This is a genomic window from Spirochaetia bacterium 38H-sp, from assembly GCA_039023545.1.
Taxonomy (GTDB): Bacteria; Spirochaetota; Spirochaetia; order Winmispirales; family Winmispiraceae; genus Rarispira; species Rarispira pelagica.
Map to the genome: position 1 here is coordinate 108,803 of JBCHKQ010000002.1, position 20,244 is coordinate 129,046.

Annotated in this window: 15 protein-coding genes; 2 read left to right on the plus strand and 13 right to left on the minus strand. The window is 35.6% G+C overall.

Going from position 1 to position 20,244, the window contains the following annotated elements; genetic code table 11:
- Positions 1-84: 84 nt before the first annotated feature.
- The 8 genes from tyrS to WKV44_04420 all read right to left on the minus strand — a co-directional run bounded on the left by tyrS (position 85) and on the right by WKV44_04420 (position 15,079).
- The gene (tyrS, locus tag WKV44_04385) at positions 85-1,317 is read right to left on the minus strand and encodes a tyrosine--tRNA ligase (GenBank protein MEM5947776.1); all 1,233 of its coding nucleotides are present in this window, start codon (positions 1,315-1,317) and stop codon (positions 85-87) included.
- Positions 1,314-2,645, minus strand: a complete 1,332-nt coding sequence (locus tag WKV44_04390) for a glycine--tRNA ligase (protein ID MEM5947777.1) — start codon at positions 2,643-2,645, stop codon at positions 1,314-1,316. Before WKV44_04390 ends, tyrS begins: the two co-directional genes overlap by 4 nt.
- 3 nt (positions 2,646-2,648) lie before the next feature.
- The gene (gltX, locus tag WKV44_04395) at positions 2,649-4,124 is read right to left on the minus strand and encodes a glutamate--tRNA ligase (protein ID MEM5947778.1); all 1,476 of its coding nucleotides are present in this window, start codon (positions 4,122-4,124) and stop codon (positions 2,649-2,651) included.
- Positions 4,125-4,413: 289 nt separating this feature from the next.
- Positions 4,414-5,094, minus strand: coding sequence for a phosphoribosyltransferase family protein (locus WKV44_04400; GenBank protein ID MEM5947779.1), 681 nt, complete (start codon positions 5,092-5,094; stop codon positions 4,414-4,416).
- Positions 5,070-7,631 carry a DNA mismatch repair protein MutS gene (gene mutS / locus WKV44_04405; protein ID MEM5947780.1) on the minus strand — a complete coding sequence of 854 codons (2,562 nt, stop codon included), beginning with the start codon at positions 7,629-7,631 and terminating at the stop codon, positions 5,070-5,072. The genes WKV44_04400 and mutS overlap by 25 nt, the downstream gene beginning before the upstream one ends.
- 4 nt (positions 7,632-7,635) lie before the next feature.
- The gene (locus WKV44_04410; GenBank protein MEM5947781.1) at positions 7,636-8,148 is read right to left on the minus strand and encodes an OmpH family outer membrane protein; all 513 of its coding nucleotides are present in this window, start codon (positions 8,146-8,148) and stop codon (positions 7,636-7,638) included.
- A 12-nt stretch (positions 8,149-8,160) separates the two neighbouring features.
- Complete coding sequence (bamA, locus tag WKV44_04415) at positions 8,161-10,755, minus strand: outer membrane protein assembly factor BamA (protein ID MEM5947782.1); 2,595 nt, start codon at positions 10,753-10,755, stop codon at positions 8,161-8,163.
- A 25-nt stretch (positions 10,756-10,780) separates the two neighbouring features.
- Positions 10,781-15,079 carry a translocation/assembly module TamB domain-containing protein gene (locus WKV44_04420; GenBank protein MEM5947783.1) on the minus strand — a complete coding sequence of 1,433 codons (4,299 nt, stop codon included), beginning with the start codon at positions 15,077-15,079 and terminating at the stop codon, positions 10,781-10,783.
- A 59-nt stretch (positions 15,080-15,138) separates the two neighbouring features.
- Between WKV44_04420 and tmk the strand changes: the two genes are divergently transcribed.
- Positions 15,139-15,798 carry a dTMP kinase gene (gene tmk / locus WKV44_04425; GenBank protein ID MEM5947784.1) on the plus strand — a complete coding sequence of 220 codons (660 nt, stop codon included), beginning with the start codon at positions 15,139-15,141 and terminating at the stop codon, positions 15,796-15,798.
- Entirely contained in the window at positions 15,791-16,396 is a 606-nt protein-coding gene (locus WKV44_04430; GenBank protein MEM5947785.1) for a hypothetical protein, read from the plus strand. Before tmk ends, WKV44_04430 begins: the two co-directional genes overlap by 8 nt.
- On the opposite strand, the gene queA is transcribed toward WKV44_04430, so the two are convergent.
- The 5 genes from queA to WKV44_04455 are packed head-to-tail and all read right to left on the minus strand — an operon-like array spanning position 16,397 to position 20,243.
- Positions 16,397-17,419 (minus strand): tRNA preQ1(34) S-adenosylmethionine ribosyltransferase-isomerase QueA, encoded by a 1,023-nt coding sequence (queA, locus tag WKV44_04435; GenBank protein ID MEM5947786.1) that lies wholly within the window; start codon positions 17,417-17,419, stop codon positions 16,397-16,399.
- Positions 17,394-18,428 carry a Holliday junction branch migration DNA helicase RuvB gene (gene ruvB, locus WKV44_04440; protein MEM5947787.1) on the minus strand — a complete coding sequence of 345 codons (1,035 nt, stop codon included), beginning with the start codon at positions 18,426-18,428 and terminating at the stop codon, positions 17,394-17,396. Before ruvB ends, queA begins: the two co-directional genes overlap by 26 nt.
- Before the next feature lie 18 nt (positions 18,429-18,446).
- Positions 18,447-19,037, minus strand: coding sequence for a Holliday junction branch migration protein RuvA (ruvA, locus tag WKV44_04445; protein MEM5947788.1), 591 nt, complete (start codon positions 19,035-19,037; stop codon positions 18,447-18,449).
- Entirely contained in the window at positions 19,027-19,509 is a 483-nt protein-coding gene (gene ruvC, locus WKV44_04450) for a crossover junction endodeoxyribonuclease RuvC (protein MEM5947789.1), read from the minus strand. Before ruvC ends, ruvA begins: the two co-directional genes overlap by 11 nt.
- A complete protein-coding gene (locus tag WKV44_04455) occupies positions 19,506-20,243 on the minus strand; it encodes a YebC/PmpR family DNA-binding transcriptional regulator (protein MEM5947790.1) in 738 nt (245 codons plus the stop codon). The genes ruvC and WKV44_04455 overlap by 4 nt, the downstream gene beginning before the upstream one ends.
- Between the last annotated feature and the right edge of the window lies 1 nt (position 20,244).

A 20,244-nucleotide genomic window follows, 5' to 3' on the forward strand; every position in this document is an offset into this window, starting at 1 on the left:
CTGTTTTGCTGTTGTTTTTTGGTGAGGTAAAACCGTTCGGTATAAAATAAATAAAATGCCCTTCGTGAGGAAGGGCTTGTGGTGTTATTTTACGATTATTCTATGATAGCGTTTTTTTCCTGCCCGCAAGAGAATTTCTCCGTCCTGATCTATGTGGGTTTTGTCTACTTTTGCTTCTAAATCAGCAATTTTGTTGTCTCCTATGTAGGCTCCGCCCTGAGTGATTAGTCGCCGTGCTTCGCTCTTTGAGGCAGAGAGTCCTGTACGAGCAAATAGCTCCACTATGTTTATACCCTGCTCAATTTCTACCATTGGGATTTCTGTCGTGGGTATCGCACTTCTGTCCTTGCCACCGCCACCAAAGGCTGCACGGGCTGCTTCCAGAGCTTTTTCTGCTTCTTCTTTGCTATGGATAAGTGCTGTCAGCTCGTATGCAAGGCGCTCTTTTGCCTTGTTTATGCGTTCGTCGTCATATGATGTGAGCTGATCTATTTCTTCTACTGGCAACAACGTGTAAAACTTGAGAAGTTTGTTGACATCCGAATCAGGAACGTTTCTCCAGTATTGGAAGAACTCATAGGGGCTTACCAGATTAGGATCCAAAAATAGGGCACCCTTTTCTGTTTTCCCCATTTTTTTACCATCGGAGCGGGTCACAAGAGGAACGGTGAGTCCGTAGGCCTCCTTGGACTCTACTCTGCGGATTAGGTCTATACCCGCCACTATGTTTCCCCACTGGTCATCACCTCCTATCTGGAGGCTGCAGTTGTATTTCTGATTGAGAACCAAAAAGTCATAGGATTGTAAAAGCTGATAGTTAAACTCTATAAAGGAGAGTCCTGTCTCCAGCCTTGCTTTGTAGGTCTCAAAGCTCAACATCCTGTTTACAGAGAAGTGTCTGCCTATATCTCTAAGAAAGTCTATATAGTTGAGATTTGCAAGCCAATCTGCATTGTTGACTATTATTGCCTGCTCACCGTCAACTTTGAAAAAATGCTCTACCTGTTTTCTTATGGATTCTACGTTATTGTTTATCTGCTCTATCGTGAGCATCTTTCTCATTTCTGTCTTGCCGGAAGGGTCGCCTATTCTGGCTGTTCCTCCACCCATAACAAGTATTGCTTTATGCCCTGCGTTTACAAGATGGTATGCAGCAAAGAGAGGAACAAGATGCCCTGCATGCAGACTAGGTCCTGTGGGGTCCATTCCTAAATAAAAGGTAACCTGCCCTCTATCCATAAGATCCGACAGGCCTTCCAGATCTGTACACTGTTGGAGCATGCCTCTTTCTGACAGGACTTCCAATGCTTTGTTCATACTCCGACCCTCTTGTAGTCTTTGATTGCCTGCTTGATTGTGTCCACAATCTCGTTTTTGTGTATACGGACTTGCTCCATACTATCGCGGTATCGAAGTGTTACCGTATCGTTCTCCTTTGTATCGTAGTCAACTGTTATACAATAAGGAGTTCCTATCTCATCCTGTCTTCTATAACGTCTTCCTATTGCACCGCTTTCATCGTAAAAAGTGGAAAAATGCTCTCTGAGTTCTTCCTCCAACTCCATAGCATACTCTGAAAGTCCATCTTTCTTTACAAGAGGAAACACACCTACTGTTACAGGGGCTATAAGCGGATGGAACCTAAGAACTGTTCTTGTTTCTCCATTTTCAAGTGTTTCTTCTTCGTATGCATCGGAGAGAACCATAAGAACACTTCTGGTAAGTCCTGCAGATGTTTCTATTATATAGGGAACAAAGCGTTCCTTAGTCTGGTCATCAAGATATGTAAGGTCTTTACCGGAATACTCGGAGTGTCGAGAAAGGTCAAAATCAGTACGATTATGTATTCCCTCAAGCTCACGCCATCCCATAGGGAACTCATATTCTATATCTACAGCTTCCTTTGCATAGTGGGCAAGCTCATCCGGGCCATGAGGATGGAACCTGAGTTTATCAGGTCTTATACCCAATTTCTTATAATATTCCATCCTTGTTTCTTTCCAGTAGTCAAACCACTTCTTATCCTCTGATGGCTTTACAAAAAACTGCATCTCCATTTGCTCAAACTCACAAGTTCTGAAAATAAAGTTCTTGGTTACAATCTCGTTTCTAAAAGCCTTACCAACCTGTGCAATACCAAAAGGAACCTTTACCCTGCTAGTCTGAACACAGTTTTTATAGTTTACATATATACCCTGAGCGGTTTCCGGACGCAGATACACGATATTGCTTTCATCTTCAACCGGTCCCAAATGTGTCTTAAACATCAGGTTAAACTGTCTGGGCTCAGTAAAACTGTCCTTTGTGCCACAAACAGGACAGGCAGCAGTAAGATCTATCTGATCCGCTCTAAAACGGCTCTTACACTGTTTACAATCTACAAGCGGGTCATGAAAGTTTTCCACATGTCCAGAAGCTTCCCATACACGCGGATGCATAAGGATTGCGGCATCAAGTCCGACAATATTCCTTCTGCTTCTTACCATCTCATTCCACCAGAATCTTTGAATATTGTTCTTGAGTTCAACCCCAAGAGGACCATAATCCCAGGCAGAAGCAAGACCTCCATAAATTTCACTTGACTGAAAAACAAAACCTCTTCTCTTACATAGAGAAACTATAGTATCCAGCGTAATTTTTTCCATCTTTTACTCCTCATTCCAATCGACAAGCTTTGTATACGCAGCATCAACTCTGCGGATAGCCTCATCCTCACCCATAAGATAAATGGATTCAAGAAGAGGCGGAGATACTGTAGAACCGGTTATAGCAACCCTTAGAGGCATAAGAAGCAGCCCCAGTTTTATACCCAGGCTGTCTGCCAACTCACGAAAGCCATTCTCATTTTCATCATGGCTCCTGCCCTCATATCCATGCAAAAATCCTTTTATAGCCTCAAGAGCAGAAAGAGTTTTTTGCTTATCTGACTTCTTATGGATCAACATAGAAGGCTCATACTCGGGAAGACCTTTAAATAAAAACTCCAACATAGGTCCCACATCAGAAAGAACCCTTAGCCTTTCCTTTATAATTGGCACTGCACCAAGAAGCTTTTTCTTTTCCTCATCTGATGGTTCCTTAGAAACAAGACCATAGTCTATTGCATAAGGCAAAAGAAGTTCAAAAAGTTCTTCATCTGTTTTTTTTCTTATATAGACACCATTAAACCAATCAAGCTTCTTATAATCAAAAACAGCTGGAGACTTGTTAAGTCTCTCTATGGAAAAAACCCTCTCCAAGTCTTCTCTGGAAAAAAACTCGGTAGAATCATCATAAGACCAACCAAGCAAAGAAACATAATTGACAAGTGCCTCGGCAAGATACCCCTGCTTTCTAAACTCAAGCACGCTGGTGGCACCATGACGCTTAGACAGCTTCTGTCCATCCTCACCAAGCACCATAGGCAGATGGCAATAAACCGGGGGCTCCCAGCCAAAAGCCTTATAAATCAAAACATGAAGAGGCGTAGAAGGAATCCATTCTTGCGCCCGCAGAATATGAGTTATCTCCATAAGATGATCATCCACCACATTTGCAAGATGATAGGTAGGGAAACCATCTGATTTTAGCAAAACAGGATCGGGATTGATATCAGTATTAGCATAAGACACATCACCGAGAAGCACATCAGAAAAAAAAGTTTCCCCTTCCAGTGGAACCTTTAGACGGATAACATAAGGCCTGCCCTCTGCAAGCATAGAATCAACCTCACTCTGAGAAAGATTGCGGCAATGCCTGTCATACCCACTAGCCTTACCTTTACCACGCTCCTGTCTAAGCTTTTCGAGCCTTTCTGGAGTACAAAAACAATAGTAAGCCATCCCCATATCTACAAGCCGTCTGGCATGCTCCTCATAAAGCTCTCTGCGCTCTGACTGAAAATAAGGACCAAAATCCCCGCCTTTACCAGGCCCTTCATCCCAATCAATCCCCAACCATCTAAAAGTATCAAAAATATCCTCAAGAGCCCTCTCATCATAACGCTCACGGTCAGTATCCTCTATCCTAAGAATAAAAGTCCCGCCGGCAGACCTTGCAAAAAAATAATTAAACAACGCAGTCCTGAGCCCGCCTATATGCTGCAAGCCCGTAGGAGAAGGCGCATACCTCACCCTCACAGCCATAAAAACTCCTAAAAAACAAAGTGTAAGCGATTATATACAAGCATTTTACCAGGGTCAAGGACAACAGACAAAACACAATAAACCGAACGTTGCAGACTCATACTGAGCCTGCAACTGCCTACGGCAAAAAGACAGAAAAAAGTATACAAAATAATACATATTAAAGTAAACTATAATATGTATTATCTTTACTCTCTATAAAATAAAGAAAACAATAAGGTATACAGACATGTTGCCACAGGCAGCGCAAAACCGTAAGGTTTTGCGCGTTCGGTATACAGTCAAAAACTTATAATTCTATAGCAAGAGTGAGGGCGACAACCCTTCTTACTCCAGAGGTCTTCAGAACAGATGCACATTCGTTTAGAGTAGAACCTGTTGTGCAAACATCATCCAAAAGAATTACGGATTCTTCACAGTATACAGCCTCTGCAGATGCAGCAAACCTGCCCTCCACCGCCTTTCGCCTTTCCTCGGCAGACAACTCCTTTTGAGAAACAATATTTGTGGCTTTATCGGAAAAAACAAGAGAAATACCCGGTTTATACCTAAAATATCCATTGAGCCTATCTGCTAGCAGACCAGTATGACAAAACCCTCTTTTTTTTATCCGCGCAGGACGAGAAGGAACGCTAACAACAGGATAAAGAAAACCACTTGATAGTATCAAATTTAATACATGCTCATAAAAAAGATTAGCAACCTGTCTCATCCCCTTTTCTTTATAAAGCCATAAGAGTTTTTTGAATGTACCAGCGTATAGAAAAACAGATAAAAAAGCATCTACATTGGGAAGTTTTTTCTCAAACTCAGCAACTTCCCAATCCCTTACATAAAGGAGCTCCTGTCTGCAGCGCTTGCACAGACGAAAACTATAACAAGTTTCCACAGGCATATTGCAGACTATGCAAAAAGAAGGAAAAAGATAAAAGAAAGCTTCTCTTACTATTTGTTTAAAATTGCTTTCCATTTTTCAAGCATTTTAAAGGCCTTAAGCGGGGTTATATTGTTGATATCAGCAGCCTTTATCTCCTCGATAATAGAATCAGACAAATTAAATAAAAGCCCCTGTTCAAGTCCTGTGATTGATTGGGAATAATTGCTTTCGGAAACAAGAATTTTTTCAAGCTCCAACGCTCTATTAAAAACCCAGTCAGGAACACCTGCCAGCTTTGCCACATGTATGCCATAAGAACGTTCTGCAGGCTTGTCTATTATTTTTTTCAAAAAAATGATATCAGACTCGGTTTCCTTTATCATAAGACTCTTATTGGCAACCTCTTTATAATCCAATGCAGTAAGCTCGTGAAAATGAGTAGCAAATAGAGTCCTTGCTTTTACATAATTGATTATATACTCGCAGACAGCTTTTGCTATAGCTAGCCCGTCTGTTGTTCCTGTCCCACGCCCTACCTCATCCATTATAATAAGGCTTTTCTCCGAGGCATTATGAAGTATAAAAGCTGTCTCATTCATTTCCACAAGAAAAGTAGATTCCCCCTTAGTAAGATTATCACTGGCGCCAATTCTGCAGAATATCTTATCCACAACCCCTATTTCTGCCTCATCGGCAGGAACAAAAGAACCAATCTGTGCCATAAGAACGATAAGGGCATTCTGCCTGAGATACGTAGATTTGCCGGACATGTTGGGACCTGTTATTATATGAAAAAAAGGCTGTCCCTCTGATATGTTTAAATCATTGGGAACAAAAGCAGAAGAAGAATAAGCCTCTACAATAGGATGTCTGCCACCTTTTATCTTGAGATTTCTGTTATTTTTTAATACTGGTCTTACATATCCGTACCGTGTTGCAGAAAAAGCAAGAGATTGAAGCACATCTATACTGGCTATAGACTTTGCTATTGCAAACAAATGAGCTATCGACTGCTGAACTGTTTTAAGAACAGAAACAAAAATCTCATATTCCAGCTCTATAAGCTTTTCTTCTGCTTCAGAAATCTGTGTTTCTAGCTCCATAAGCTTATCAGTGGTATAACGAGCTGACTGAACAAGAGTCTGCCTCGGAATAAAATAATCAGGTACATTTTTTATATTAGATTTGGACACCTCAAAGAAGTACCCTATAATCTTGTTATATTTCAGTTTAAGATTGCTTATGTTTGTAGATTTTTTTTCTTCTTCCATATAAGAGTCAAGAAAAAATTTGCTGTTTTCTTTGAGCTCTCTGAGCCTATCAATTCTATCATCATAACCTTCTCTTATTATATTTCCCTCGTTAAAATTGATAGAAGGATTTTCTTTTATCGCAGAAAAAATAAGGCTGCTTACTTTCTCGGCCGCATTTACAATAGAAACATCACAAAGAAAAAAAGAAAAAACAGGATTATCTAATAATATATCCCAGATTTCTTTATATTTGCGTAAAGATACAGCAATAGCATATAAATCCTTGGCATGAGCTTTGTCAAGAGCAACACGAGAAGAAAGTCTTTCCAGATCCAAAACTGATTTTAACATATCACGTATAGAGGAAAGCATAATCTGACTGTGATACAGCTCTGCCACAGCATTCTGTCTTTTATGTATCTCATCCACATTCACAAGAGGAAAAAGTATCCAAGATCGTAAAGCTCTTGCACCCAGTGGAGTACAAGTATTATTGATAACAGAATATAAAGAAAATTTTTCTGTAGAATCCGAAAGATTACACAATAGTTCCAGATTCCTTATTGTAGTCTCGTTTAAAACAAGGAAATCCTTATTATCATAGGGAACTATTTTCTTTACATGTCTTAAAACAGATTTGAGATTCTCCTCCACATATCTCAGTAATGGTCCCAGACTTACAAGTTCGGAAGAATCATAATCAAGTCCGTAAGCCTTGAGATTTATAGTACCAAATATATCCAGCAGCTTTTGATAAGACGAATCCTTATCAAAATACCAATCTGGGAATCTATTAATATACAGATTGTTTATTTCCAGAATATTTCTTACGGACTTAGATTCAAAAACAGATTCAGGGATAATAAGTTCGCTAGGAGAAAGCCTTGCTATTTCTCTTGAGAGAGTTTCTTCTATATTTTCTTCAAAAACAGTAGAAAAAAGATCACCTGTAGACACCTCCATACAAGAAAAAGAAACTCCTTTTTTTACAGGAGACAAACAAACTATATAATTATTCTTATCTCCCTCAAGAAGATTCTCATCTATCACTGTTCCAGGACTTATGACCTCAATTACTTCTCTGTTTACAATCTTGTTACCTTTTTGAGGCAACTCTGTCTGTTCTGCAATTGCTACTTTTTTACCAGCCTTGATAAGCTTGGATATATATCCCGAAGCAGCATGGAACGGAATACCACACATAGGTACTCCGTTCCTCTGGGTAAGTGTTATCCCAAGTATTCTACTTGCGACCTTTGCATCTTCGGCAAACATCTCATAAAAATCCCCCAATCTGAAAAAAAGTATTTCTTCCCTGTGCTTCTTTTTAAGTTCGGCATATTGACGCATCATGGGGGTATCCGTGCTTTTTGCCATAATATTACTTTGTTAACACCTCGATAACTTTTTCTGTTATGTCAACTTCTTTATTCCACCAAAGGAGATTAGGATCCGTGCTCTTTAAAATCACACTATATCCATTGTTCTCAGCAACATAAGATAAAGCATTCTGAAGCTCCTGCAAAAAAGTAGAAGATTCTGCAAGTTGCTTCTGTTTTTCCGCAAGCTGTTGAGATTTTACCCTATAATAATCTTGTATGTATTTTTGCTTATTAAATATGTCATTATCCAAACGCAAAGCTTCTTCCTGATTACCAGCCTCCTCTGCAAGGAGTTTCTTGTTTTTCAAATCATTGAGCTCATCTTTTAATCTGTTAAGAGTAGTTTGGATTTCCTGCTTAAAAGATTCTATCTGCTTTACAGCATAAGAGTTTTTAAAAAAAACCATAGCAACTTTATTTATATCAACAACAGCTACGGTTGTTAACTCCTCTGCAAAAGAATACAAAGGCAATATTAAAAATATTAGCAATATAAAAAACCATTTTTTCATACTCACCCTCCATCAATACAATTGATATCCAATAGTAAAAACAAAATCCAGCCCCAGAGAATCGGGAGACACTGTTCCTTCCTGCCATTGAATAGCACCATCAACAACTTTAAACCTCTTTGTAAGGAAAAAACCTATGGGGAATTGTGGGATTACAAATTTAAATCCGCCACCTATACCAAATCTGTAATTTTCTATGGATATATTCCATGGAGCTTTCACATCGATATCAAAGGCAGGAAATTCAAAGTAAAAATTCCACCATACAATCTGCTCTATTATAGGCATCCTTATCTCTGCCCAGTTATCCCAGAGAGTTCTGCCCCCTCCAGAAGGCTCCTGAGTCCAGCCTTTGCCAACAAAATAACCATCAATATACATTTGATCAAGAGAAGTGGCCTGATAAAGCTCACCTTGGGGAACCCAGAATTGATCTAAATTATACATCAATTTTGTATGTAAAGCAAAAACCCATTTAAAACTCCAATTATCAAACACAGGTATGTCAAATAAAGTAAAATATCCCTCCGCAGTAGAGGAAGACTTTATATAATGCCTTGAGCCTCCCAAAAATCCGCCCGTAAAAACAAAAGACTGACCAAGATAATAACCATTACTAGGAGCATATACTATATCCCTAGAATCAAGACCAATACCAAAAGACAGCTTATTGATAAAAGACCATTTCCCTCTACTTTCTCTTGTAGTTTCATCAAAAGGCCTGTAAATATCCGCATCATAATCAAGAAAAGACAAAGAAATATTAAGAGAAGAAGATGGAGTCAATCTTCCAAAGGGAGTATCAAACCTGTAAGAAGTATTTAAACCCAAACTCACCTCCCATGTCTGATAGCTCATGAGAAGAGAATCAGGAATACTAAAACCATTTGCTATTGCATATGCGTAATCCGTTATGACCTCACCGCTATCTATCTGTGTCTGAGAAGGATTGTCGACTACTTCACCTGTGGAAGAATCAACCCACTGTCCAGTATACAAACCATTATCAGGAACAGCATTGTCCTCAGAACCAGTAAAAATAACACCATCAACAGCTGTATCCTGAGGAATTGTATTTCCTGTATCCTTATGAGATACATTGAAACTAACACCTCCCGTAAGTCTCCTACCAAATAACCACCCATCAGTGTAATGAAAACCAACTGTTTGCTCATCCGGAGAAGCAACTAGGTTGACACCAAAATCCAAGCCTTTACCCATAAAATTCACATCAGACCAGTCCACAATAGCTTGAACAGGGAATTCAGACGACCCGCCAAAAGTAGCTCCAAAACGTATATTTGCAGTAGCACCTTCCTCAACATTGATGATAAGATTCATAAGGCCATCCGTACTACCCGGATAAGTTTCCGGCACTATGTTGGAAAAATACTGTAAGTTCCTAAGGTTTAACAATCCCTGTATTATCTTGGTTTTACTAAACACATCCCCAGGTTTTAAAGGAATTTCTCGTAATATGACATTTTCATCTGTTTTTGTATTTCCTTTTACTATTATGTTTTCTATATGAGCTCGGGGACGTTCTGTGATATTTATGACATATTTTACAGTTAGTGAGGATTCATCTTTTATCTCTTTTTTTTCTATGGTATTAAAGATATATCCGTTTTCGTAATATAAATCCAACACACGTCCATAATCAGCATTAAATCTTACCTCATTAAAAATATCCCCCTCTTTGGAATGTATGAGTTCCTTTAATTTATCTGTGGGGAAAATATTATTACCATTAAACTCCACCCCGCCAAATCTATACTGTCTACCTTCTGTGATAGAAATTGTTATATCGTAAAATACAGCGTCTTCTGTTTCTTCCACATCTTTTTTGACATCCTCTATCTTTACATCTATATATCCGTGCTCAGTATAATAATCTACTATTTTTTTCAAATCCGCCTGAAAAACAGAATCATCATACACTCCAGTAACGAGAAAACCTCTTTCCTTTGTCTTCATTAATCCTTTTAAAGTCTTTTCCGCAAAAACAGAATTACCCGAAAAACTTATTTTTCTAACTACATTCTTTGGTCCTTCCTCAATAGAAAAGACTATTCTAATTCCTTTTTCCTCTTCTGTCTTAGAATAAGAAACAACAACTGTAGGATATCCCTTCTCAACATAATAATTCTTTATTGCATCCAAATCCGATTTCAATTTTATTTCATTCAACAGGTCTCCAGGCTTGGTTATTATTTTATCCCTCAGATCATAAGAACTTATAGAGATATTACCTTCAAAATCTATACTCAATATGACAGGAAACTCTTTTACTATAAATCTTAAAATTACAGAAGAATATGATTCATCCCCTGGTTCTGCCTTTGGCTTTATCTCCTCAAAATAGTCAAGAGCATAGAGCTTTTCCTGCAATTCCCAGAAAAGTTCATTGGAAAAGTTCTTACCTATATATTGCTTTACTATACCGTTTATTTCATTTTCCGATACATAGTTTAGTCCATCAAAAACTATATTAACAATGGGTTTATCTATATACCAGTCCGGTGAAATATTATTCTCTTGTGGGAAAAGATCAAAAAGACCTATGATAATAAAAAACAATAAAAAATATGATTTTCTTTTTAACATAATAACTCCTTAATGATTAATTAATTTAATATGAAAAACCCCAATTAATAGATATAGATTGATCAGTAACAAATAAAGTATCCCAATTTTCAGGTTTTAACCTCCATGACAATAAGAAGAGTGGAGTATCAAGCTCAACTAATAACTCTGCAGATGCCTTAACACCTCCTAATAACAGAGCACTATTATCAAGGCCGTTATTATTACTTATGTTAAATGCCAATTCTCCAAATGCACTCTGTCCTATGTATTTTCCCATAATAATAGTAGTATTATCAAGATACCTACCTATAGAATCTTCCCCTGCTTCATAAGTTACATTATTTTCCTGGATATTGGAACTCGATAAGGCAGAAGTCAATATACTCTGAAAAAGATGTGTCCTAACAGAAAAAATATCAAGTCCAAAAGATTCTTTAACAGACTCCTCAAATCCTCTTACAACAGCAAACTGAGTAAAAACATCAGTACCTAAGCCCAATAAGGAAGCCGCTGTTTCTCCTCCTGATGAAACATTATATAAGCTTTTACCCAAAATTATAGCAAGTTTATCTTGGGATAAAAACGGTTGAGATTCAAAAGCCGGAGAGAACTCTGATAGAGGGGATTCGCGGGCAATAAGAAATATTTTGATGGGCTTCCCATCGTAAAAATCTCTCAGTTCTGCTTTTACACTTATACTAGGATCAAACGAATTCTCATTTTCATTAAAGCTTATATTCCCCTCTCTTATGTAAAAACTTTTTTCCAGATAGAAAACCTCCCCTCCTCTCAAAGCTATATTTCCATATAACTTATATTTCCCTGTTTCACTGTCAAGCGTATATGTCAATCTTTGATTAGTATCCGAATATAATTTTAAAACAGGTAAATTTTCAGATGGCCACAAAAAACTCACATTAGAACCGGATAAAAATTTCAAATTGACTGATGTACCTATGTTATATTCATTCGATTCATTGGAAGAATTCTGAGAAATGGTTATTCTCGCATCTTGCACTCTAAGTTCACCATTTATATCCAGATCTCTTGTGGAGGCTCCTATTTTTATATTACCTGTTACAAATCCATCAACATTTAGAATGCCAAAATTATATTTTACATGTACAGGCTGAGGAGTAACAGTGTTTATATTTATCACATAAGAGATATCTGTAAAATAACTTACAGAAAACAAAGAACTTATTAAAGCCGGAGTATCACCGGCATACACATATGATTCCGGAATTTCAATTGTGTTTTTATCAAAAATCAGTGTTATTTTAGAAGCGCTAAGTTTATCAGGAATTAAATCAAGAGAACAAATCGGTGAATCTATGTTTAAGAAACCATCTGCGTTTAACGCATCAATATCTCCATAGAACTTTATACTTCCATAAGCTATTCCGGATTCTATATTAAAATTACCAAATCTAAACAGAACGGATATAGGAGAAATATCTATTCGGGTTAATTCTGTATTTATCTCCAATCTGTTAGCCACTATTTTACCATACATTTTGCCTTGCACAGGCAAGGGACTCAAACAAGATAAAGTAAAATCCCCCTCTCTGGAATAATCAAAAAACAAGCTATCATCAGGAGCGCCTTTCAAAGAAAAATGGTTTCCATCATAAATAACAGAGAATCTCCAAATTGTTTGTTCCGGAACAAGCGTAATATTATCTAGAGAAAAACTGGCTTTAAAAGGAATATTAGATGCATTAATAATCTGCCAAAAATTTTCAAGTTGCTTATCTGTTTTACCAAGTATTGTTAATTTTGACTCATAATTTTTATCTGCTACTTTTAAAAAGACTTGTCCTATACCGGAAAATTCACCAGTATCAATATCGAGTTCTGTATTTATATCTTTTACGGCAAAGTTAAGGTATGAAAAACGTGTAATATTTAAAATTGATTTTTTATTTTCTATTAATAAGGAAAGATCAGCTTCAAGAGGAGAACCATCTATATAAACATTATCTGATTTTAGATTGATATAAAAATCTGGACTTGATCTTACGCCAGAAAAAGAAATAAAAGTAGTTATACTACCTGACGAATTGGAATACAAAAACCTATTAACAGGTACTCCCGTAGCATTGATCCTACCATCTATAAAACCTCTACTCAAAGAAACCGCCCCTTCGTATGTCTCGGTCCTATTGTTATTAGAAAGAAAGAAAACAGAATAAATATTGTCCAAATAGAAAAGAGAATATACATCAAAATAAGCAATAGAAATAGAACCAGCAATTTTAGAAACATCATCACTGAATGAAAAATCAGTAAACTCAATACGATTTGGAAAGACTATAAGAGAAGCTTCTATTTGAGTATTGTTAGTTCTATAAAAATTCCAGTTTTTTAAGACAAACTCATTTACGTACAGCTTCCATGACTTAGAATTATGATATTCTCCTAATGCATTAAAACTTATTAGAACAGGAATATGGGCATTTTTTAACAAAACTGGAAATTTTTCAAATTCCATAGTTATAGCATATGTACCATTATCAGCTTTAGAGGAAATTTTAAAATTATCACCTATTATTTTTATACCGTTCTCATAGGCTTTTCCATAGAACTCATAGAAATTATCAGATAAAGAAAAATTGCCATAAAATGCATTGCCTTCTTTAAAATTAAAGTCTGCTGCTACAGGCAAATTATATACCATACCAGTCAGCTGCTTTATATAAAAAGTTTTGTCTGAATATCCTATATGGAATGAGATATTGTCATCTGCGTTTTCTATAATCAATTTTTCAACACTTTCTAATTTCAAAGAAGAGTCGAAACTCCCGTCAATAACACCAGACACAAAGGTGTCTTTGAAGAAATACTTTATCTTTTCTTGTGATTTTAAAAAATAGAAAACAGAAGAAAGAGAATCATAAAAAGGTAAAACAGGAAAACTATCAGCAATAATTAGAAAAGAAACAAGCTTAGACTTAGCATCCCACCCTCCATCGATAGAAAGGAATCCTTGTTTTCCGGATTGAGCATCAATGAAAATATAAAAAAACATTTCATTAAGATAATTCCATTTTTTTTCTGTATAAAGCTCAAAAGAAATTTTATGTATTTTACTATCATTGATAATAGAATCCCTCAATATAAACTGCGATTTATACGGAGATACCGAAATATTAGAAGAAATAACAAAACTTGCTAATCTATTCTTGTTTGATATAGCATTTAGCTTGCCCGTAAAAGTTTCAGAAGAAAGTTCTAAAAAACCACTTAATTTGGAAGTAAAAAAAGAAGTTGAAAAATCTATATATCTAACATATGTATCATAGTTATTACCATCAATAGAATAATCTATATAATTAATGTTTTTATTTTTTACAACTATAGTTCCCGATGAGTCATAAATAAAACTTTTTTTATCAATATTATATTTACAATTTAAAGTAATCGTATACAAAGATTTTAAAAAGTATTCTCCAAAAGAATTCTTAGCTTTTATATCAGAAACAATAATAGAAGGACTGAAATCCTCTGTTTCCAGATGAAAATTAATTTCTTTATTTTTTAAGGATAATGTTAAATATGCATCATATGGCAACAGAGGATCCAATGAGCTAAATTCTATGCTATCATTTGCAAATCTCAAAAAGAATTTCTGAGGTTTTAAATCCCAATATTTATTTTTCAACGATATCCTGGTCTTAAGACTTATATTATCTTCTATCTTACCTTGTACGCTTAATGATATTTTCAAAGTTTTATCAAAAAGATATTTATCTATCAAATCAGAAATTATCAATATATCAGCGTTTAAATATACTTTCTTATACATATTATCATATTCAAACATTGCATCATTTATAAATATTTCAGAATTATTAACCAGCAAACGTAAGGTGATATTATTGATATGCACATCATAATCTAAGAAATCTGGAATCAAGTTAATGATATTTTTCAAAGAAGATATATAATTATCATAATTTATGTATGGCTGAGTATTTTGTGATATATAATTTATATATACTGTATTTATTCTTATGGTATTTATAAAATTATTTTTTAGATCAAAAAGATTAAAATAAAGAGAAAGTCTATCTATATAAACTACATAATCATTTTTTTTTGAAGAAACTTTAATGTTATTTACAGAAACAAAAGGATATATATATGGAGAGACTCCTTCATATTCCACATCTACATACCAATTATCTTCCAATTTAGATATATAAGATTCTACGTATGCTTCTATTTTGTCTTTAAAAGAAAAAAAGAGAAAATAATGCAAGCCTATTATAAGAAAGAATAATGATATTATTATAAAAATAAAATTAGCAAATTTTATATTAAAATTTTTTTTTGTCATAGCTTTAAAATTGTTAAAGGTCATTGCATAAAAGAAAGCTTTTCTCTAAATTCTACCACATGATAAAAAACATTAAAAGTCAATATTCAATCTTAAAAAATTTTTTTGTCCTGGAAGGAATAGATGGGTCCGGAACAACAACCCAATTAAATAGGGTAGCTGATCTTCTTTTAAAAAACAATATAAAAATATATAAAACTTATGAACCTACCAGAAATAAAATAGGAAGTTTTTTAAGAGAATGTCTATCTTCTCATCTGGATTTGTCAGAAAGAACATACGCACTGTTATTTGCTGCAGACAGACAAGAACACGTATTTGGAAAAAATGAAATAGCAGAAAAACTAGATCAAGGGAATATAGTCCTATGTGATAGATACTTATTCTCTTCTCTAGCATATCAGGGAAACAAGAACGATATGGATTTTGTATCCAGCATAAACTCATACTTCCCTTTACCGGAAGCTGTGTTTTTTATTGATATAGATGAAAAAACAGCACTAAAAAGAGTAGCTTCCAGAGCACAGAAGAAAGATATCTTTGAAGAAGAATCTTTTTTACTAAAAGTAAGAAAATCTTATAGAACCATATTTGAACATTATAAACACAATACTGATATGGAAGTAATTTATATAAATGGAAACTCTGAGATAAGTAACATAACAAATAAAATTTTCAACTTTATAATAAAAAAAATCGATAAACAAATGAATGAATAAAATAAAATTTATTTTTATTACACTGATATTCCTAGCAGTATGTTTTTCAAGTTCTGCATATAAAATATTATATGCAGAACAATGGTATAGATTGTTTCATCTGCATTTTTATCAATATCCAGAAAGGTGTGCAGAAAACATTCATTATCTGGAAGAAGCACTAAGAGCAGATTTTGCCAATCCTCTCAATGCTCTTGCAAAAATAAATAATAAAACAGAATGGGAATTATACAGATATCTTTTTTATACACATGTAAGCTTAAAACTTGTAGAACAATATCTTCTATGGGGTTCAAAATATGATAAACAGGTGGCATATTTTTATAACTACCCGTGGAAACAACAAAATCTAAAAAGCCTTGAAAAAGCAGAAAAACTTTACAAATATGCCTTGGTATATTGGGAAGAAGCAAAGAAATGGTCAGCAAAAGCCGCAAACTTTCAATTCCTATTTCTTTCTGACGTACAGTACTGGCACGATGAAAGCTATAGAATAGAAAATGGAGAGCTAAACTACGAAGAGATAATAAAAGAACATCTTGAAAGATTGGAAAAGGTGCGTTCCCAATTTATGAATATGGATGAAAATACTTATTAACTATAAAATAAGCATTGCATCACCGTAAGAAAAAAATCTATATTTCTTTTCTATAGCTATTCTATATGCCTCTTTTATAAGTTCGGTACCAGCAAAGGCAGAAACAAGCATAAGGAGAGAAGAACCCGGAGTATGGAAATTGGTAAACATAATATCAACAACATTAAAATTATATCCAGGGTATATAAATAAATTTGTTTTTCCATATTTGGATACAATTCTATCAACAGAATTATCATAAGAAGATTCCAGAGTTCTTACAGAAGTTGTTCCTATGGCACATATCTTTTTACCAGAAGCTCTTGCCTGATTTATTATACTAGCTGACTCATCACTCACAAAAAAAGCTTCCTCATGCATATGATGTTCCTCAACATTCTCTGTTCTCACCGGCAAAAAAGTTCCCAATCCCACATGTAGAGTAACATAAACTATGTGGTTATTAGTATTTAACGCTTGCAGCAGCTCATCAGAAAAATGCAGCCCTGCAGTAGGTGCAGCCACCGAACCTGTATTTTTTGCAAAAACAGTTTGATATCTCTCAAAATCTCTAAAATCATCCTCTCTCTTTATATAAGGAGGAAGTGGAACATGTCCATACTTATCAAAATAATCATCATCTACACTAGTGCTAAACCTTACAATCTTCTCTCCGTTTTCACAATCGCTATCAATTTTTACTGTTATACCTCCAGGGAGATAATACCAATCACCCGGTTTTTGTTTTTTTGATTTTGAAGTAATTGCTTTCCATAAAAAATCATTTATTTTTTCAATAAAAAGGAATTCTACTTTTGCTCCCGTCTGTTTTTTTTCTGCAATTATCCTTGCCTTCCTGACTCGTGTATCATTAAAAACAATACAAGCATCTGAGACATAGGAAGGCAGATTTTCCACTAAGCTATGTTCTATTTGTCCTGTTTTTTTATACAAGACCATCAATCTAGATTGCTCGCGTTTTTGAGAAGGATACTGAGCTATTAAATCTTCCGGCAAATTAAAAAAGAAATCCTTGGTCTTCATTATCTATATCATCTCCAGCTATATCATAAACATTTTTTATATGCTCTATTCCTCGAGGAGTTATAATTCTACCTCGTGAAGTCCTCTGAATAAAACCAAGTCTAATTAAATAAGGCTCATAATAATCTTCAAGGGTATCCAGGCTTTCCCCCAGAGCAATTGCAAGATTTTCTCCACCGACAGGTCCTCCGTTAAACTTCTTCAATATAGTGTAAAGTATTCTACGATCATGCTCCTCTAAACCATATGAATCGATTCCCAGTTTTTTCATTGTAATTGTGACAATCTCACTATTTATAAAATCATATTCATATACTTGAGCAAAATCTCGTACACGACGCAATATCCTGTTGGCTATACGTGGAGTACCTCTAGAACATTGGGCTAACAGGAACAGGGCATCATCTTTTATATCCAATTCCATGATAGAAGCAGAACGCTCTATAACCTTGACTATGTCATCTTTATCATACAAGTTAAAGTGAAATGTTATACCAAAACGAGAAATAAGAGGAGTGGATATTTTTCCAGCTTTTGTAGTCGCACCTATCAAAGTAAAAGGCGGTAGGGGGATTCTAACATTTCTAGCAGAAGGTCCCTGACCAATTATCCAATCCAGAGCATAGTCTTCCATGGCAATATACAACATCTCCTCTATTACCGGCTTTAATCTATGTATTTCATCTATAAAAAGAACACCATTGGGTGTTATGGTTGTAAGAAGCCCTGCAAGATCTTTGGGCTTTTCTATTGCTGGAGCAGAAGTAACTCTAAACTCCACCCCTCTTTCATTGGCTATTATTCCAGCAAGAGTTGTTTTACCAAGCCCCGGTGGACCTGTGAGTAAAACATGATCAAGTGCATCACCCCTGCTATCAGCAGCAGAAATAAAAACACGAAGATTTTCTTTTATGATATTCTGTCCTTGAAATTCATTAAGAAAAGATGGTCTAAGCCTTTCTTCATGAGCATCTTCTTCTCTAAAGTTGGGTGAAAGCATGCTATCCATATGTAGATATTATCCTTTTTACTTACTGAGAGCAATAATTGCCAATCTCAACAATTCCTGTTCCTTTTCCATTCTATCCATTTCTGGTGGGAGCGTCTTTTCTATGTCCGGCAAAATTTTTCTTATTTTTTCTTTTTCAAAGCCCATATCGGAAAGTGCCACAATAATATCATTATATATAGAATCAAGATGCTGGCTATCATCGTGCGGATATACTAAAATATCTTTTAAAACAAGAAGTATTTTTTGAGCAGTTTTCTTCCCTATTCCAGGGAGAAGTGATAATTTAGATATATCGTTTTCATTTATTATAGAGATAAAGGTATCAACTGTTGTTGCAGATAAAATCTTTATTGCCTGCTTTGGTCCTATTCCCTGAACCTTTAATAATTGCAAAAAAAGATTTCTAGATTTTACATCCCAGAAACCATAGAGCTGCATCATATCTTCTTTATGATACAAATATGTATAAACAGTGATATTATCCCCCTCTCTTGGCATGGCAGTGGAGTTAGAGGGCATGACTATTTCCCAGACTATGGAGTTATTTTCAAGATAGAGATAATCACCGATAAAGCCTTTATATATACCTGTTATACTATATATCATATCCACCCCTCTGATGTGCATGGCAAATTGCAATGGCCAATGCATCTGTCTCATGATCAGACATACTCTCTGTCGGCACACCCAAGAGCAAAGAAACAAAACGTTGCACATCCTGTTTGGAAGCAGTTCCATTGCCAACAATAGTTTGTTTGACAACCCTTGGAGAATATGCATAGGCAGGAATATTATGTTGTGCACTCAGTAAAAAAACAACTCCCATTGCTTGAGCTACAGAAATAGCACTGGTTGTGTTTCTATTAAAAAATAAATCCTCAATTGAAATAACATTGGGCGAGAATTTATTTATAATATTTTCTATATCATTATAAATTTTTAAAAGCCGCACATTGTGCGGCATCTCAACATCTGTTTTTATCTGACCGTGTGCAATATAAGTATGAGATATAGAAGTAGTTTTTATCAGTCCAAATCCAGTAGTAGCAAGTCCGGGATCAATTCCCAATACTATCATTCAACCAATTCATCCGGCAAATCAAGATTGGTGGAAACAGACTGCACATCATCATTATCTTCTAATGCCTCAACAAGCTTAAGCACTTTAGCTGCTGTATCTTTATCCAAGCTAACCTCCATATCTGGAATCAGACTTATCTCTGCAGTTTCCGGGACATATCCTTTATCCGAAAGTGCTGTCTGAACAGCCTCAAAAGAAGATGGATCAGTATAAACTTCTATAATCCCATCCTCTACACTTACATCCTCTGCCCCTGCATCAAGTGCAACCTCAAGGATATCATCCTCAGAAAACTTGGAAGCATCAAAAGTAAGAAGCCCTTTTTTCTTAAACATATAAGAAACACAACCTGTTTCCCCCAGAGAACAACCATGTTTGCTTAATATATGACGAACCTCAGAAGCAGTTCTATTTTTGTTATCTGTTAATGCCTCAATGATTATAGCTACTCCTCCCGGACCATATGCTTCGTATACAATCTCCACATAATCAGCTCCCCCTGCCTCACCCGTTCCCTTTTTTATAGCACGCTCTATATTATCCTTGGGCATATTTGCAGCACGAGCCTTTAATATAGCTGTTCTGAGCCTCGGGTTGGATTCTGGATCCCCACCACCCATACGTGCGGCAATGGAAATTTCTTTAATAAGCTTAGTAAATATTTTACCACGCTTGGCATCCATTGCACTTTTTTTATGCTTTATTGTAGCCCATTTACTATGACCAGACATT

Bases quoted from the DNA above. Each gene is read 5' to 3' on its own strand.
- WKV44_04400 (MEM5947779.1), bottom strand. From the start codon at position 5,094: ATGGAAAGCAATTTTAAACAAATAGTAAGAGAAGCTTTCTTTTATCTT.
- tmk (MEM5947784.1), top strand. From the start codon at position 15,139: ATGATAAAAAACATTAAAAGTCAATATTCAATCTTAAAAAATTTTTTT.
- WKV44_04390 (MEM5947777.1), bottom strand. From the start codon at position 2,645: ATGGAAAAAATTACGCTGGATACTATAGTTTCTCTATGTAAGAGAAGA.
- WKV44_04420 (MEM5947783.1), bottom strand. From the start codon at position 15,079: ATGACAAAAAAAAATTTTAATATAAAATTTGCTAATTTTATTTTTATA.
- WKV44_04430 (MEM5947785.1), top strand. From the start codon at position 15,791: ATGAATAAAATAAAATTTATTTTTATTACACTGATATTCCTAGCAGTA.
- ruvA (MEM5947788.1), bottom strand. From the start codon at position 19,037: ATGATATATAGTATAACAGGTATATATAAAGGCTTTATCGGTGATTAT.
- queA (MEM5947786.1), bottom strand. From the start codon at position 17,419: ATGAAGACCAAGGATTTCTTTTTTAATTTGCCGGAAGATTTAATAGCT.
- ruvC (MEM5947789.1), bottom strand. From the start codon at position 19,509: ATGATAGTATTGGGAATTGATCCCGGACTTGCTACTACTGGATTTGGA.
- WKV44_04455 (MEM5947790.1), bottom strand. From the start codon at position 20,243: ATGTCTGGTCATAGTAAATGGGCTACAATAAAGCATAAAAAAAGTGCA.
- tyrS (MEM5947776.1), bottom strand. From the start codon at position 1,317: ATGAACAAAGCATTGGAAGTCCTGTCAGAAAGAGGCATGCTCCAACAG.
- ruvB (MEM5947787.1), bottom strand. From the start codon at position 18,428: ATGGATAGCATGCTTTCACCCAACTTTAGAGAAGAAGATGCTCATGAA.
- WKV44_04410 (MEM5947781.1), bottom strand. From the start codon at position 8,148: ATGAAAAAATGGTTTTTTATATTGCTAATATTTTTAATATTGCCTTTG.
- gltX (MEM5947778.1), bottom strand. From the start codon at position 4,124: ATGGCTGTGAGGGTGAGGTATGCGCCTTCTCCTACGGGCTTGCAGCAT.
- bamA (MEM5947782.1), bottom strand. From the start codon at position 10,755: ATGTTAAAAAGAAAATCATATTTTTTATTGTTTTTTATTATCATAGGT.
- mutS (MEM5947780.1), bottom strand. From the start codon at position 7,631: ATGGCAAAAAGCACGGATACCCCCATGATGCGTCAATATGCCGAACTT.